The organism is Microcoleus asticus IPMA8, from assembly GCF_013179805.1.
Classification (GTDB): Bacteria; Cyanobacteriota; Cyanobacteriia; order Cyanobacteriales; family Microcoleaceae; genus Microcoleus; species Microcoleus asticus.
In genome coordinates, this window is record NZ_SRRZ01000049.1 from 1 (window position 1) to 15,561 (window position 15,561).

17 protein-coding genes and 2 pseudogenes are annotated in these 15,561 nt (G+C 44.6%); 11 read left to right on the plus strand and 8 right to left on the minus strand.

The features are described from left to right. Positions 1–94: 94 nt before the first annotated feature. Positions 95–583: pseudogene (locus E5S67_RS14560) on the plus strand (shikimate dehydrogenase); the annotation flags it as partial. Between the two features lie 62 nt (positions 584–645). Beyond that, positions 646–1,077 (plus strand): hypothetical protein, encoded by a 432-nt coding sequence (locus E5S67_RS14565; RefSeq protein ID WP_172188350.1) that lies wholly within the window; start codon positions 646–648, stop codon positions 1,075–1,077. Positions 1,078–1,336: 259 nt separating this feature from the next. Here E5S67_RS14565 and E5S67_RS14570 read toward each other — a convergent pair whose 3' ends face one another. From E5S67_RS14570 to E5S67_RS14580, 3 genes are all read right to left on the minus strand, one after another. Further along, entirely contained in the window at positions 1,337–1,624 is a 288-nt protein-coding gene (locus E5S67_RS14570) for a YggT family protein (protein ID WP_006631083.1), read from the minus strand. Between the two features lie 235 nt (positions 1,625–1,859). Beyond that, positions 1,860–2,183 carry a ssl2009 family thylakoid membrane protein gene (locus tag E5S67_RS14575; RefSeq protein ID WP_172188352.1) on the minus strand — a complete coding sequence of 108 codons (324 nt, stop codon included), beginning with the start codon at positions 2,181–2,183 and terminating at the stop codon, positions 1,860–1,862. A gap of 172 nt (positions 2,184–2,355) precedes the next feature. Beyond that, complete coding sequence (locus E5S67_RS14580) at positions 2,356–2,724, minus strand: YkgJ family cysteine cluster protein (protein ID WP_172188354.1); 369 nt, start codon at positions 2,722–2,724, stop codon at positions 2,356–2,358. 343 nt (positions 2,725–3,067) lie between these two features. On the opposite strand from E5S67_RS14580, the gene psb30 reads away from it, so the two are divergent. After that, positions 3,068–3,208, plus strand: coding sequence for a photosystem II reaction center protein Ycf12/Psb30 (gene psb30 / locus E5S67_RS14585; protein WP_172188356.1), 141 nt, complete (start codon positions 3,068–3,070; stop codon positions 3,206–3,208). Positions 3,209–3,329: 121 nt separating this feature from the next. Here the strand turns inward: psb30 and recJ are convergent, their stop codons facing one another. Continuing rightward, a complete protein-coding gene (gene recJ / locus E5S67_RS14590; protein ID WP_172188358.1) occupies positions 3,330–5,411 on the minus strand; it encodes a single-stranded-DNA-specific exonuclease RecJ in 2,082 nt (693 codons plus the stop codon). A gap of 361 nt (positions 5,412–5,772) precedes the next feature. Between recJ and E5S67_RS14595 the strand changes: the two genes are divergently transcribed. Beyond that, entirely contained in the window at positions 5,773–6,678 is a 906-nt protein-coding gene (locus E5S67_RS14595) for a bestrophin family protein (protein ID WP_172188360.1), read from the plus strand. 59 nt (positions 6,679–6,737) lie between these two features. Here the strand turns inward: E5S67_RS14595 and lnt are convergent, their stop codons facing one another. From lnt to E5S67_RS14610, 3 genes are all read right to left on the minus strand, one after another. Further along, positions 6,738–8,432, minus strand: a complete 1,695-nt coding sequence (gene lnt / locus E5S67_RS14600; RefSeq protein ID WP_172188452.1) for an apolipoprotein N-acyltransferase — start codon at positions 8,430–8,432, stop codon at positions 6,738–6,740. A 188-nt stretch (positions 8,433–8,620) separates the two neighbouring features. Next, a complete protein-coding gene (gene psbA / locus E5S67_RS14605) occupies positions 8,621–9,703 on the minus strand; it encodes a photosystem II q(b) protein (protein WP_172188362.1) in 1,083 nt (360 codons plus the stop codon). A gap of 547 nt (positions 9,704–10,250) precedes the next feature. Then, a complete protein-coding gene (locus E5S67_RS14610; RefSeq protein ID WP_172188364.1) occupies positions 10,251–10,598 on the minus strand; it encodes a histidine triad nucleotide-binding protein in 348 nt (115 codons plus the stop codon). On the opposite strand from E5S67_RS14610, the gene E5S67_RS14615 reads away from it, so the two are divergent. The 4 genes and pseudogenes from E5S67_RS14615 to E5S67_RS14625 all read left to right on the plus strand — a co-directional run bounded on the left by E5S67_RS14615 (position 10,597) and on the right by E5S67_RS14625 (position 13,246). Further along, on the plus strand, positions 10,597–10,914 hold the full coding sequence (locus tag E5S67_RS14615; protein ID WP_172188348.1) for a hypothetical protein: 318 nt from the start codon (positions 10,597–10,599) through the stop codon (positions 10,912–10,914). The genes E5S67_RS14610 and E5S67_RS14615 overlap by 2 nt on opposite strands. A gap of 48 nt (positions 10,915–10,962) precedes the next feature. Beyond that, positions 10,963–11,691, plus strand: a pseudogene (locus tag E5S67_RS14620) (YifB family Mg chelatase-like AAA ATPase); the annotation flags it as partial. A 148-nt stretch (positions 11,692–11,839) separates the two neighbouring features. Continuing rightward, complete coding sequence (locus tag E5S67_RS34030; protein WP_281363541.1) at positions 11,840–11,971, plus strand: hypothetical protein; 132 nt, start codon at positions 11,840–11,842, stop codon at positions 11,969–11,971. A 186-nt stretch (positions 11,972–12,157) separates the two neighbouring features. Further along, entirely contained in the window at positions 12,158–13,246 is a 1,089-nt protein-coding gene (locus E5S67_RS14625) for a hypothetical protein (RefSeq protein WP_172188366.1), read from the plus strand. Positions 13,247–13,601: 355 nt separating this feature from the next. Here the strand turns inward: E5S67_RS14625 and E5S67_RS32425 are convergent, their stop codons facing one another. Next, positions 13,602–13,778 (minus strand): hypothetical protein, encoded by a 177-nt coding sequence (locus E5S67_RS32425; protein WP_216670458.1) that lies wholly within the window; start codon positions 13,776–13,778, stop codon positions 13,602–13,604. 464 nt (positions 13,779–14,242) lie between these two features. Between E5S67_RS32425 and E5S67_RS14630 the strand changes: the two genes are divergently transcribed. The 3 genes from E5S67_RS14630 to E5S67_RS14640 all read left to right on the plus strand — a co-directional run bounded on the left by E5S67_RS14630 (position 14,243) and on the right by E5S67_RS14640 (position 15,548). After that, the gene (locus tag E5S67_RS14630) at positions 14,243–14,737 is read left to right on the plus strand and encodes a hypothetical protein (RefSeq protein ID WP_172188368.1); all 495 of its coding nucleotides are present in this window, start codon (positions 14,243–14,245) and stop codon (positions 14,735–14,737) included. After that, positions 14,682–15,179, plus strand: coding sequence for a hypothetical protein (locus E5S67_RS14635; RefSeq protein WP_172188370.1), 498 nt, complete (start codon positions 14,682–14,684; stop codon positions 15,177–15,179). The genes E5S67_RS14630 and E5S67_RS14635 overlap by 56 nt, the downstream gene beginning before the upstream one ends. A gap of 84 nt (positions 15,180–15,263) precedes the next feature. Then, positions 15,264–15,548: a nuclease A inhibitor family protein gene (locus E5S67_RS14640; RefSeq protein WP_172188372.1), complete on the plus strand. Its 285-nt coding sequence runs from the start codon at positions 15,264–15,266 to the stop codon at positions 15,546–15,548. Positions 15,549–15,561 lie beyond the last annotated feature (13 nt).

The following is a 15,561-nucleotide window of genomic DNA, read 5'->3' on the forward strand; positions in this document are numbered from 1 at the left end:
TCGTCCCCCTCCAGATATGTAGGGATGATGAGTAGAGAGGGGAGTGGTTATGTCATGAGAGGGAGGGCAGCCTCTGTTGTGGATATTAGACAGTATTTTGGGGAATGGCGGGGCGGCGAGGGCTGTTGTGGCTGGATGCGCTCAATTGGGATGTGCAGAGATTCACGTTGTCGGCCGCAGCGAACAAAATTTAGCGGAATTTCAGCAGAGTTGGGTCAATTGTCTGATGCCCATGCAGAATTTGCAGGTTCATACTTGGGATAATTTGTCAATGTTAATCTCGCAGGCAGATTTGCTGGTGAACACGACGCCTGTGGGGATGTATCCGCAGGGGGAAAAGTCGCCGGTTGCGGATGCTGCGATCGATCGAATTTCAGCAGGTGCGATCGTCTACGATTTAATTTACACCCCTAATCCTACGCAGTTTCTCAAAGATGCGCAGCTTCGGGGAGCGCGAGCTATTGACGGACTCGAAATGCTAGTTCAACAAGGAGCAGCCGCCTTAAAAATTTGGCTGGATAGAGAATCCGTCCCAGTCGATGTGATGCGCCTCGCCTTGCAGAAGCATTTAGGCTTAAGCTAAGTAGCAATTTACAACTGAATTCGCGCTAAGCTGAGAATTAAAATATACTTGCGCTGCCATTTATGAAATTTCGAGCTATCAGCCTTTTTTTTGCTACTTGCCTGATCGGAATTTTTAGTTTGGTATGCACTCCACCTGCTTGGGCTCTGACGCAGATTAAACTTTCCGACCTTTCTTATCGCGAATGTCCGGCAGAAATGGCAGAAGGAACAGTCACCAGCGGCAGTTCTATGGAAGCTAACTGCTTTTTGATTACTGGGAAAGCTGAAAATAGCTCCGGCAAACCAGTTGTCAATGCCGATATTTTCGGCCGCATTTATGATGCCGACGAAAATCCGGTGATGCAAAACCGGACTCGCTTGGGTTCTATAGAAGAAGTTCCTCCCGGAGTTAGCGATTTTCAGCTCAGAATTTCGGTTGCCAGCAATCAACGAACACCTTTGAAGCTCAAGCAATTTAAAGCTACAGGTTTTACTGGCGTGGTTCGCCGCTAACGAAACTCTTTGAGATTTTAGATTGCTAATTTGAGATTTTGGGTTCGCTGCCCGTGAAACCGCAGTGCAGTTTGAGATTTGAGATTGGAGATTTTAGATTGTTGAGTGGCTGGCAATTTCTCATTTCTAATGTATGAGTAACTCCCCAGCTTTTCAACCGGGGAGTTCATGTCACAATCTCAAATCTAAAATTTAGTTGCCTGCAGCTATATCTGCCAAACAATTTAGGCTAGATGCTTAAAAGCTTAAGCTTTTCCCACTACAATGATGTTTGCAAGCTGGTCAAAAGACCGATCAAGAATTCCGAGCCGAACTGAAGTACAAAAAACGCAATCAGCGGCGAAAAGTCAATCCCTCCTAAGGGGGGGATAATCGATCGGAATAGATTGAGGTAAGGGTCTGTTAACTGACTCAAAATTGAAAACGGGGGGTCGTACCAATTGATATTGGGGAACCAGCTTAACAGCACCCGAAAAATCATCAGGACTAGATAGATTTGCAGAAATGTCGCTAGCGTGGTTGCCAAAAGGCCTATTGAAGAACTCATAAATTTTGCTTGTAGTTTTGAGTAAAGTTTACAGACACTTTAACTGTGAGTTTAGCATAGCTGGGGGAGTGGGGGGGAGTGGGAGTGGGGGGATAGGGGGAGAGGGGGAGCGTTTTTGTTGTTCCTTGTTCCTTCTGTCTCCCGCTTTTAGCTGGAAAGATGAAGAGAGAAATGTGCGACAGTTTGCCGATCGCCCGCATCGATCTGCCAGACTAATCTAAAATTTTAAATGGATTCAGGAGTCTTGGGCGATCGAACCCTCGCTGTTGTGGGTCTGCGCGTTCCCGTTTACGTCGCCGAGTTGCAACCGCACGTCATCTATTGCCTGATTTAGCTGAGCAATTTTATCTTCTAAACTAAGCCTTGCTACTTCCATGCTGTCGGCTTCGAGTTGACTGGCTTTCCTCTGGCGGATCTTTCTTGTCTTTGCTTCTGAAGGTTCACTCAGCAAAGTTTCCGCAGCGCGCCGCGACAGCACCGTGCCCAAAACTGCACCCACCAAGCCGCCAACGGCAGCTCCGGCAATAAATCCCCCTGTAAAACCCTCTCGATTGCTCATGGCTCAACTCAACTGCGCGATATTTCTTTGATTTGTTTATTTTGACACTCTCCCGGTGAGAAACCGGCAGACGATCGTTCGATTTTAGATTTTATACTTTTGATTAAAAAATTGAGATGCCGATCGGGAAAATGAGCCGGAGGGACAAAAGCCCAAAGGCGCATCAAGTCGGTTAGTTGTCAGGTAAGGCGAGGATTCCAACTTCAGAGTTAAAGCGGATCATTTCCAAAGATCGATCGCCATAAAGATCTTCAATATGTTCCAAGCAGCAGTCGATCGCGAAATCGTTCAATTCAGCCGGCTCAACGCCGTACATTTCCTCAAACACCTCTGAGTCTACCCGACAAAAGCGCGGTCGATCGGCATAAATTCCGCATTCTCGGGTCGCTTTGTCAAAATTGATACACCAACCGTCATCTCCGACTAAGCTCAAGTAGAGCGCTAATTCGTCTTCAGATAAATACTCGTCTAAGTCAGGGCGTTCTGTTGGGTCGAGGTAACAACAAGCACCGCACTGCTTTACGCAACGCCAAGTAGCCATAATTTGATTTTAGATTTTAGATTTTAGATTTTAGATTCGGAGCAGAATGTGGAAAATGCCAAACTTTAGGAGATTGGGGCTCCTCAAGTATATCAATTGCCAGCGCCGGAGGCGGATATCCCGAAGGGGCGGTGCGATTTTAGATTTGAGATTTTAGATTCGGATCGCTTTCCGAGGAGGTGCATCAAGTCCCTGGTTTCCTGTGAATGGGAGGTCGATCGTAGTTTACATTTTGTTGAATTTTGTAAAGTTCCTTAAAAAATAGGGACGATAGCCCGGTAAAATCAGAAGCGGATTTTCTAATTCAACAATCTAGACTTAATCACTACAGTCAGGAGGACACATGGACTTTATAACGGATCTTTTCAGCGGCCTGGGCGGTATAAACTACCAACTCATTGTTCAGGTAGCTTTACTCGCAGCCGTCGTGCTTTCGGGCCCGATCGTGATTTTTCTGCTGGCAGCTAGAGGCGGCGACCTGTAATTATAGCACGCTCCGGGGCGATCGAGAGTTGGGAGTTTGGAGTTTTAAATTATTCAAAATTCAAAACGCTCGATCGCCAATTTTCCCTGCAGCACGAGCTTTGTTATCAAATACCGAGTTATCAAATACCGAGGGCGTGTTTAGCAGTTTGAATCAAATTCTCAAAAAAAGGTAGAGATACATCGACTTCTCTAGCATCTTTGCGGGAGTTACCTAACAAACCGATGTTTTGTCCGGGTGCAACAGCTAAAACTTGCCCTTGAGAGTTGCGAATTCTCAATTCCTCGATCGATCCGGCGGGAGACAGACTGCAAGAATAAGTGCGATCGCAGTAATCAAACTCAACTTTCCCAAAAATCGGCGGCCTCGAACTAGCAGCATTTGCCGGCAGCCGGACACCCAACAATTCTAACTCCACTGATGTCTTGCCATTAAAACTATTTTCCCGCAATCGGTAAGCAAGATCGACCCGCCGAGGCAAAGGAAAATATTCCCCCCAACGCCAAGCAATCGCTTTCACACTAGCCGATACTTTTCCATCTTGAGTTGCAGTTAGTTTAACGTGACCTCCTTTACCAACAATTTTCTGTTCAGTTATGCAAACATTAGGCGTCCAAAATACAGGAGCCTTATTTTCAATTCCGCAAGGTTCCAGAGCATCAATTTGTCGGTAAAGGTCGAGATTAATCTCAGCCAAATCGGCTCGCACATCTACTGAAACCAGCGGTTTTAGATGTTCCGGCTGCAAACATTGATTGGCAAAAATTGAGAGTTGATTGCAGAATTGTTCGAGGTTGTCAGCCGGCATAGAAAAACCGCCAGCCGCTTTGTGTCCGCCAAATTTAGTTAATAAATCCGCGCAAAAATTCAGCCCGTCAAAGACATTAAACTCAGGAATTCCCCTCGCCGAACCCCGGACAATTTTATGGGCAACCGCCCCTACAGCCTCATCCTCAAAAGTACCGATAAACACAGGCACGCCGTAGCGTTCCACCAGCCGAGAAGCTACAATCCCGATCACCCCGTGGTGCCAACCGGGCTGCACGACAACTAAAACCCGTTCCTGCTGCAAATCGATCGCACTATTCTCGCACCAAGCGATGGCTTCCTGCTCAATTTCCTGGCACAACTCCTGCCTGCGCTGATTGATTTGTTCGCACTGCATCGCGTTTTTAAGAGCCAATTCGCGATCGTCCGTAGTCAGCAACTCTATCACAATTTGAGGGTCAGCCAGCCGCCCCACAGCATTAATCCTGGGCCCGAGCCTAAAACCAATATCTTCAGGCTTTAAGGAATTTTGAGTTTGAGTTTTTGAGTTGAGAATTGAGGGACTTTCGGCACTTCCCGGCTCCACTCCCGCCACGTGAATCAAAGCCTGAATACCCGCCAATTGCGAGTGAGGCAACAGCCGCAAACCACGCTTTACCCAGCGCCGATTAACTCCTGTCAAAGGCGCTAAATCCGCAATAGTTCCCAACGTAAATAACTCCAGCAGCGGATTCACCAACCCGCCCACTTTTTTCATGTCCTGAGCCAAGGTAATAGCCAAAACATAAGCAACGCCTACCCCAGCCAAACCGCGATAAGGCGAAGATTCCGCAATTAATTTCGGGTTGAGAATAGCATCGGCAGGCGGCAGTTTGGGCGGCAAATCGTGGTGGTCTGTAATAATAACTTTGACACCTAGTTCTCGCGCTCTGGCAACCGGGCCGTAGGCTGCAATTCCGTTGTCAACCGTGAGAATGAGAGCGACACCTTCCGAGTGAAATTCTTCTACAATGCGATCGTTAATCCCGTAACCTTCTCGCATCCGGCTGGGAATAGCATAATCCACATTCGCCCCCAGAAGCCTCAGTGCTCGCAGCAACAAAGCCGTGCTCGTCATCCCGTCAGCATCGTAGTCGCCGCAAATCGCAATTTTTTGCCCTCTCGCAATCGCCTCCCGCAACAGTTTGACACTCGCAGCCAAATCTGGAAACTCATCCGTTGGCGCGGGCAAAACCAGAGATTCCGGTTCGATAAACCCGTGCACTTCTTTAACAGAATCGATGCCGCGGTTAATCAGCACCTGTGCTAGCAAAGGCGACAAACCGATTTCGGCGGCAAACTGTTCGGCTTGCTGTGTTTGAGGCGAATAAATTTGCCACCGTTGGTTCGGCAATCGGTGAAAATGCGGAGGCACAGATGTCGGTAGCTCTTGCACGGAAGCTGAGGTTTAAAGATACATAGTTAATCTTACCGAATTAAGTGCCTCAGTCCATCAATTTTAGATTTTAGATTTTAGATTGATGCTGATGAGTTTTTTGGCTAAAATCCAAAGGTTGTTTGTAGGAAAGCTTTTTTTGGAAGCTCTCTCCCCACCCAAATAGGGATACAAGCCCCCGATAGCAGTCGTGGAGACCAAAAAATTTTAGACAAAAGTTCAAACCCGCCAGATTTATCTGTGGAGTCAATCTAAAATCTCGAATATCCAATCGACTGGCGGCAGCCGCAGAACTAAGTTTACCAGGCATTTTCGGCGCCCGCGCTAGGGCGCTGAGTGCTAATTTAATGAGGAGACTTGCATGAGTGGCGATCGACCGCCTTGGTTTAAAATTGCATTACAGGTTCGAGGGTCTGTCATTCCCTCAATTTTGCCCCGCGTTTTGCTGTGCGGCGGCTTTGGAGTTCTTATTTCCCTGCTGCACTTTTTTAAGTGGCCGGTTTCATTACCAATTTTGTCGAGTATTGTACCCAGTATTGTCCTGGGTCTACTGTTAGTTTTTCGGACAAATACAGCCTACGAAAGATTTTGGGAAGGTCGAAAATTTTGGGGTACGTTAATCAACAATGTCCGCAATTTGGCGCGCCAAATCTGGGTAGCAATTGAGGAAAAAGACTCGCAGGATATCGAACTCAAAAAGTCAGTCCTGCGCCTGTTACCCGCGTTTGCAGTGGCCCTGAAACTGCACTTGCGGCAAGAATCTGTAAATCCCGAATTGGAGCCGTTAATGTCCCCAGCGCACTACCAAAAGCTCAAGTCGATGAACAATCCGCCTCTAGAAATTGCCTTTTGGATTGAGGATTACTTGCACGAGCAGTATGAGGACAATTGCGTTGATGTCTATCAGTTAACTGCTATGAAGGAGTTGCTCAACTCTATGATTGATGTATTAGGCGGCTGCGAGCGGATTTTGAAGACCCCTATCCCTATGGCTTACGCGATTCACCTGAAACAACTATTGTTGCTTTACTGTTTGGCACTGCCCTTTCAAATGGTGAACGATTTGACTTGGGGAACCGGCCCAATAGTGGCTTTAATTAGTTTTACTTTGTTCGGCATCGAAGAAATCGGCATTGAAATAGAAAATCCCTTCGGGCACGATGCCAATGATTTGCCTTTGACCAATATTTGTGCTACTATGCAGCGCAATATCGATGATTTAATTTCTTTATCTCCTAGCGTTCACGAACACGTGAAAGATAAGTAGAGTCATTCCATTTTAGATTTGAGATTTTAGATTGGTATATAAAATCTCAAATCTACTGGTTAATTTTTAACAATCAACCGCATTAACCCAGCCAATACTAACAATACAGGCGTCAGCCAATCTCCCCACCGCACGTACAAAGTCCGAGTTTGCCGCCGATAAATAGTAGCATCTCGGACTTCATAGGTATTAATTCCCGACTTCCAAACCGTCTCGCCGCGAGGATTTACAAAAGCAGAGTAACCCGTATTAGTTGCGATAACTGCCCATCTATCTGTTTCAATTGCCCGCATCACATCTAGAGCATGATGTTGAGCCAGCATCGGCGGTTTATAATGGGCATTGTTGGAAGCGGTGAGCATAAATTCGCCTCCATTCGCCGCCTGATATCGGAAGATTTCAGCAAACGCCGAATCGTAACAAATTCCGACAATGGCGCGGCCAAACGGGGTATCAAACAATTGTTTAGAATTGCCGGGTACTAAATGAGCATCTAAGGGAGAAAGCCGATTAATAATCCCGCCTAAAATTTCGTAAAAAGGGATATATTCGCCTAAAGGCACTAGCTTTAGTTTATCATAGCGGCCGATAATTTCTCCCGTGCGATCGATCGCCAATAAGCTGTTAGTGATACTATTCTCTTGCTGTCCGAATCCTCCCACCCAAGCCACCACACCGCGTTCAAGAATAGCTTGATAAAAGGAAAGAGTAGAACGCTGATACTCGTTTGTCCAGATAAAAGGCAAAGCTGTTTCTGGAATTAACACAGCATCGACTTTTCTGTCTGCTAACTGTTTGTATCCAGTGGTGTAACCTTCCAAAGCGCGCCGCCAACCCCCTGAGTCAAACTTAATCTCGTTAGGAATATTGCCTTGAATAATACCAATTTTTAAAGCGGTTGCAGCTTCTTGATTCAAAGGGCGGTTGTATAAACTCCATCCTGCAATATGCAAAACTAAACACAAACTCGTCGGCAAAATATAAGCAATCCAATTCTTCCTTCTTCCTTCTTCCTTCTTCCTTCTTCCTTGAATAAAAGCTTCTGCTATTAAGCCATTTACTGCTACAATAGCGGCTGTTACTGCGCTGGGCCCGGAGAGTTGACCGAGGTGCAATATTGCTAAATTGTGGGGGCTTTGCGTGTAAGATAGTGATGTCCACCACAGCGAACCTGTACTCCAAATACTTTCTAAGGCGCACCACAAAGCTGTGCCAATTAAAACGCGAGTTAAGGCTGAAAATTGAGCTTTACCCCCCCCAGCCCCCCCTTGTAAAGGGGGGGAGTTAAGAATAATAATTGAATTTTTCCCTGGTAAACTAAGGGAGTTGAAAATTACAAATAGCCACGTCCAAACGGTGACTAATGCTGCTCCCCAGAGGGTGATGAATGCCCAGCAAAAAAGTGCGATCGCCAAACTAGGCCACCAAGGAACTCCCAACCAAGTCATGGGGTGAATTCCCATAATCCAAGATAAAGCTAATCCGTGATAGCCAATTCCCCAGAGTAAAGGAAGAAGCAAAAATGAATCAGGAAGGACAATAAATTTTGGTTTTTTTTGTGTTATTATTGGTCGTTCATAACTAACAACCAAAACCCAGAGGGGAACTAGGGCTAACCAAGCGAACAGCCAAGCATTTACTGGTGCGGTTGTCAGTGCCATCAAAATGCCGCTAAAAAATGCGATCGCCCAGGCTAATGTTTTAGATTTATCAACCGCGAGTTTTTCAAATTTGTGCCTGTTAAATATCGCCACTTTGATGATTGCCAAAAATAATAATTCTTAATCAATATATCAGATCGATCGGGAAGTTCGGCAAGGCGCAGTGTATGGGATTTAACGGATTTAACCGATTTAACAGAAAAAAATCTCTCAAATTCTACTTGCCAAAACAAAAAGCGCCCCTATTTCTAGGAGCGCTTTTTGTTAATCAAAAGCTAAATTTAGCCGTTGATGGAAGGAGCAACCATTGCTACTGGGGTGACTTCACCGGCGGCCAAGTCGAGGGGGAAGTTGTGAGCGTTGCGCTCGTGCATTACTTCCATACCCAAGTTAGCGCGGTTGATGACATCAGCCCAAGTGTTAATGACACGACCTTGCGAGTCGATAACCGATTGGTTGAAGTTGAAACCGTTGAGGTTGAAGGCCATCGTGGAAATACCCAAAGCGGTCAACCAGATACCGACAACTGGCCATGCACCTAACAAGAAGTGCAAAGAACGACTGTTGTTAAAGCTCGCGTATTGGAAGATTAACCGACCGAAGTAGCCGTGGGCTGCGACGATGTTGTAGGTTTCTTCTTCTTGACCGAATTTGTAACCGTTGTTTTGCGATTCGGTTTCGGTTGTCTCGCGAACCAAAGAAGATGTTACCAAGGAACCGTGCATGGCGGAGAACAGAGCACCGCCGAAGACACCAGCAACTCCCAACATATGGAAGGGGTGCATCAGGATGTTGTGCTCGGCTTGGAACACGATCATGAAGTTGAATGTGCCGGAGATACCCAAGGGCATACCGTCAGAAAAGCTGCCTTGTCCGATCGGATAAATCAAGAATACTGCGGTAGCAGACGCCACAGGTGCAGAGTAGGCTACGCAAATCCAAGGACGCATTCCTAAGCGGTAGCTCAGTTCCCACTGACGGCCCATGTAGCAAAAAATGCCGATGAGGAAGTGGAAAACTACGAGCTGGTAAGGGCCGCCGTTGTACAACCACTCATCGAGGGAAGCTGCTTCCCAGATGGGGTAGAAGTGAAGCCCGATCGCATTCGAGGAAGGAACAACAGCACCAGTAATAATGTTGTTGCCGTACATCAATGAACCTGAAACTGGTTCGCGGATGCCGTCGATGTCCACTGGAGGAGCAGCGATGAAGGCGATGATGTAGCAAATGGTGGCTGTCAGCAGAGTAGGAATCATCAGAGTCCCGAACCAACCCACATAAATGCGGTTATCCGTGCTAGTTACCCACTCGCAGTAACGTTCCCAAACGTTGGCGTTTTCACGACGCTGTAAGGTTGTTGTCATTTGGTTTATGATTGCTTAATTGAATTTTCAAGGTTCGTTGTGGGGATGCCCCACGCTTATATTAGTAACATCATTCACTAAAGTTTGCCAAGGGATTAGTGGTTACTATTTAAATATTTTACAAACATTTACAAAAGCTGAATTTTGAGTAAATTTGTGTGGTTTTTTACAAAGTAATATTACACGCCGAACGGGTTAAATATAGCGGGCTGAAGAACTGAATATATTATATTTAGGTGGGTTCAGGAGTTTGAAAAATTATTTTTGTTCAGAGCAATACTCTGTCTATTTAAAGATATCTTAATTAGGTATTGAAGAGATTATTTTTAATATTTATTCACAGATCGCTGGTGGATGCGGTGAGCGTAAATTTTTATCGGGAGAATACTGAAAACCGGGTTTCTAGTGCGATCGGGCTGGATTCTCAATAATCTCCAATCAACCGGGTTTATTGACGAAAAAGAAACCCGGTTTCTGAAGCGCTGGGCAATAGAAATCAACCGGGTTTCTGAGGATGAGTCCGTAAGTTCTGCGTAAAACTTAGCCTTTAGCCTGGGGGCCACTTCATCTGCCGCCCGCCGAGAATGTGAAGGTGCAGGTGGTCTACAGTTTGGCCGCCGTCGCTGCCGCTATTAATGACGACGCGATAGCCGTTGCTAAGTCCGAGTTGTTCTGCTACCCGTTTGACAGTCAGCAGCAAGTGTCCCATGAGAGCATGATCTTCCGACTCGGCATCGGCTAATTTGGCAATAGGCTGTTTGGGAATGACGAGGATGTGGACAGGCGCTTGCGGATGGATATCTCTGAACGCGAGGGCCAAGTCGTCCTCATAAACGATGTCTGCTGGAATCTCTTTGCGGATGATTTTGCTGAAAAGCGTTTCTTGAGTTGTCATGGGTGTTAACGAAGGAAGAAGGAAGAAGGAAGAAGGAAGAAGGAAGAAGGAAGAAGGAAGAAGGAAAAAGGAAGAAGGAAGAAGGAAGAAGGAAGAAGGAAGAAGGAAGAAGGAAGAATGCCCGAGTGGGAAGTGGGAAGAGGGAAGGCCCAAGTGGGAAGGGAGAAGGGGAAGTGGGAAGATGGAAGGCCCAAGTGGGAAGGGAGAAGGGGAAGTGGGAAGATGGAAGACCCAGCAGGAGAGAAGCAAGAGGAGAAAAAGAAGAGGCAAGGAAAAGTTTTTCTTGCCTCTCCCGATATTCATTAGTCATTGTTAATCATAATAGATGATGAATCAAGCACAGGCAAATTAAGGATAAAGAAAAATGCTTGCTAGGGTTTGGAGTGCATCGATCGTAGGAATTGACGCGGTAAAGGTTGGTGTTGAGGCTGATGTGTCGGGGGGGCTACCGAAAATTGTGGTTGTGGGGTTGCCAGATTCTGCGGTGCAAGAAGCTAAGGAAAGGGTTAGGGCTACGCTGAAAAATTCGGGATATGCTTTTCCGATGCGGAGTATTGTGATTAATTTGACTCCGGCGGATTTGCGGAAGGAGGGGCCGAGTTTTGATTTGCCGATCGCCATTGGGATTTTGGCGGCATCGGAACAAGTCAGCGCTGAACTTTTGGGAGATTATTTGTTTTTAGGGGAACTTTCTTTAGATGGAAGTTTGCGGGCTGTGGCTGGGGTTTTGCCGATCGCCGCTGCTGCTCAAAAAATGGGTATTTCGGGGTTGGTTGTACCGGCTGGTAACGCGCAAGAAGCGGCTTTGGTGCACGGAATATCTGTTTATGGTTTTGAGAATATTTTTGCAGTTACTAATTTTTTGAACAATCCTGAAGTTTATTCGCCTGTAGAAGTAAACGGTCGAAAAGAGTTAGCTAAAACGCGGTTTTCGGGTTTAGATTTAAAGGATGTAAAGGGGCAAATTCACGCGCGGCGGGCTTTGGAAATTGCGGCGGCGGGGGGACACAATTTAATTTTTGTGGGGCCGCCAGGGAGCGGTAAGACTATGTTGGCGAGGCGTTTGCCGGGTATTTTGCCGCCGCTGACTTTTTATCTATAGCTAATAACAACAACAGCTTGCCAGCAAAGCGTTTCACGTTGTTTGTATATAAACATAGTAACTAGATTTACCTCTGTACCTGCTTGTCGTTAAATAAACGATAGGCTGTTTTTTGTGAGCCTGCCACTCATTTAGAGCGATGGTTTATTGGCTGTCGGTGGGTTTTACCATTGAGGTGGGGCGGGAAGTGCTGAAGACGCTTAAGGAGCAGTATCCGGGGCTTTTGAGCGATCGGGAGCCAAAGCGGTTAATTTTTGTCAAGGAGTCGTAGGCAGGAGATTCTAAGCTGGTAGAGTTCGATGTGGAAAAAGTAGTAGCAGCGCTTGGGCGGGGCTGTCAACTCAAGTAATAGAAACTATTAGCCTAGCTTATTCGACTGGTATACAGATTATTTGAACAAAATTATTTTTTTTCAGATAATTGCTATGGTTCTAGTTTAGTTAAACTTATAACATTTATGAATACTTACCCCGTGATTTTGTATCCACTTTCTATTGAGAAAGCTTTGGCAAGCTTACCTCCAGTACCAGAACCACCTAAAGTTTTTCCTCCTCCCATACTTCAACTACTACCTAAGCCCGAAGAACTAGAAGTTTTTATTGAATCGCCTCCTGTCAGGATCAAATTAGTTCCATTATTTCTTTCTGAACTAGGAGTATCTATAATCAGTGCCTTAGTTGGTAGTGCTAGTAATAGCATTGCCGGATGGATGTTTTTTATAATGTTAACATTAGGAGTGTTTGGGTTTGGTTACACTCAGGTTAAAAGCTATCCTATCAGACTTAGCCAATATCGGGAAGAACTAGCAGCTTACCAGAAAAAACGAAATAGTTATCCTAAAATTATTAAAGACTGGGAACAATCCATACATCAAGAGACGATTAAACATAAGGAGTTGCTTGCGGAATGGGAACTTCAAAAGCAAAACTTAGAAAGAATCTACCAACAGGAAGTTGAAAACTTGCGAACTCCCCAAAAAGTCAGTGATTGGAGGATGGAATCTTGCAAAAAAGAATTTTTATCACTTAACCCCCAAAGTTTTGACATAGAACCAGCAGAAGACAGAAGAGGATTCACAGAATACCCTGACAATTGTCGATTTCCTAACCTGCTCAGAAACTATTTTGGTGATGATAAAATATTTATCTTAAAAAGAGTAGTGCATTACACACCAGATTTTGCCTATGTTGAGCCTGAGAACAACTGGTTTTCAATAGATATTGAAATAGATGAACCATACACCCCACGCCAATATCCTAACAATTCTCCGTTGAGGCCAACTCATTGTATAGGTCAAGACGATAACCGTAACTACTTTTTTCAACAGCATGACTGGTATGTAATTCGTTTTAGCGAAAGACAGGTATTTCTTTATCCTGAAAGTTGCTGCAAAGTGATAGCTCAACTGATTTGTAAATTTACAGGTAACGAATCAGTTTTAAGGCAGTTTGATAAGATTCCCGACTTACAGCCAGAACTATTGTGGACAGAAGATAATTCCATCAATAAAGCCAACAGGAGAGAGAGATTAAATTACAAGGTCTGAACACTAAATGAAGGAAGAGGCATCTCACTCAGAGAGAGGCTGAAAAGAGGTAAAAGGGAAGGAGATAAAGGTAAAGGAGATGGGGTTAATACCAATTCTTGAAATTATGACTACAAATGGTTTTTACTAGGTAAATGTATTGGACACTTTCCTATGGTATTTCTGAGAATTGACTTAGGTGCTGAAAGAGCGATCGCTACCAATTGAAAGTTCTTCATTTTCGCCTCCCTGATCGTTCTATATCTGGCAACTGAGCGGGCGATCGGTGCACTATCGTTCAATACTGAAAGGGGAAGACTCCCCTTAGTTTCCGTATAACTCGTTGAGGTCGTCTTTGTTGAATTGTTGCCCTCGTTCAATTTCCTCTTTTGTCCAATTTAGGAAGTGCGGGTTGACGGGTTCCCAGGGTTATCAGGTCAATAATCCAGATATTGACTTCAGTTTCAAACTCTGGGTTTGACCTGGCGTAGGATATTGCTACATAAGTATGAAGCCATGTTTGCTGATCGCCGTCCAAATCGTACTGAATCAAGGCAGTAATACACTAAATAATATATAACATTTAAAGCATCAATAACAAAATAGATCCCTGCTGACTAATGGAACGTGTTGTGGTTTGATTTTTAAAAGGTTTTTAAAAATAGCGCTTAGTATAAAAAATCAATTAAAACTAAAAGTAATAAGAATGTTTTTTTTAAAAACCACTTCGGTTTTTACCCTTACTTATAATTACGGGATATACCTAGCTCCACATTGATCATTAATATATAATAAAACTTTGACTTCCATAAAAATAACTTATTTATGCTACAGTTTTTTAGTAGACAAAAAATGTTAAAATAACTCTAAGCCTATCATATTGTTTATATAGTCAACAATATGATAGCTGTAATGTGTATGTAAACTGTACGACCGAGGTTTGCACTGCCACTATTCAACTTAGCTCGTTTCTAGAGCTTTAAGATGTCCATCTTAATCACGTAAGGGGCGTTTCAAATGTCCACAACCGTACTCGATCTTAATCCTTACGAAATTCGACAATTCAACCGTCGAGAGTTTACCCAATGCAAGTCCTCCTATTTTGAAATACTAGGGCGTAAAATTCAGCAAAAAGCCAACACTATCAAAAATGAATGGGACAACTTTTCTCCAGACGAACGCGAATCTTGGCGAAAGCTTGCTTACGATTTGATTGAGCCTGCTCATGCTACTGGCTTAGAGCGTTTCTTGGTATCAATTCGCGTAAAAGCCTATATGCTTTTCATTAAGGGGATAGGTCAAAAGGAGGCTTTTTACCTTTGTGCGGACGCCTTAGATTGCTTAGTTGATAATATCTTAGATGCCATTGAGCGTGAAAGCGATAGCTATCAACAAGAATTATTAGCTACCCTAGAAGAGGTAAAGCTCATCAAATCTGAGGCAGGGGAGCGTATTAATGGATCGGATACACGCCAATGGTTGCAAGAACTATCGGATCGAGAATCTTCATAAGTTTGAAACAACTTATGAAGATTTACTCAAGAAACACTACCGCAAAAACAAGCAAGATAAAGGCTTGTTTGAAGAAATGTTTCTGAGCTATTTAGGTGAACTTGAAAACGATCCCTGCTCAAAAAACACCTCTGATGAAGAAACATTTCCTAATGGCACAGCGGAGCAGGGATATTTCTTGAGGAAGAAAAGATGGAGACATTTACCGGGTCTTCGAGGCACGGCTAGATTCGGGAGACTAATTTTCCTTGTCTGTCATACTAAAAAAATTGTTTATTTAATGTGTATTTATACTCATGCTGACCACTCAGATCAAAAGTCAAGACCTCCAGATAAAGACTTGGCAGCCTTAATTTCGGATGCCAAGGAAAAAGCTTTAACTGAGCCACAAGAACAAGAGATCGACCCAGATTCGCCTCTATGCTCTGACCATGTGGGGTGATAATTTAGATCGCAACTTAAATGCAGCAAACCGATCGTACTCTTTGGCATCGCTTTCCGTCAAAAGGATTAGACAAACTGAACCATGACCAACATCACCGATGAACTCCAGCAAGCTACTGAGGATCTGCTTTTCCTTAGCGAATCCGACGTGCCCTTTGAGGTTATTTGCTGGAAATCAGACGGCCGCCTCACTCCGGCGAAGCTGCTGCAACTCACCAGTTACCCCAAAAATTTTGTTCGAGATCGCATCATCACCAGGAGTAAAATTTCATGTCTCAGAGAGTCTCATAGAGTCGCTGCTCAAAGTAAGATAGACTTAACGCTGATGTTTGGCCTTGTCAACCAAAAACAGACTGTATCCCGATAAAGCTGGCGAGAAG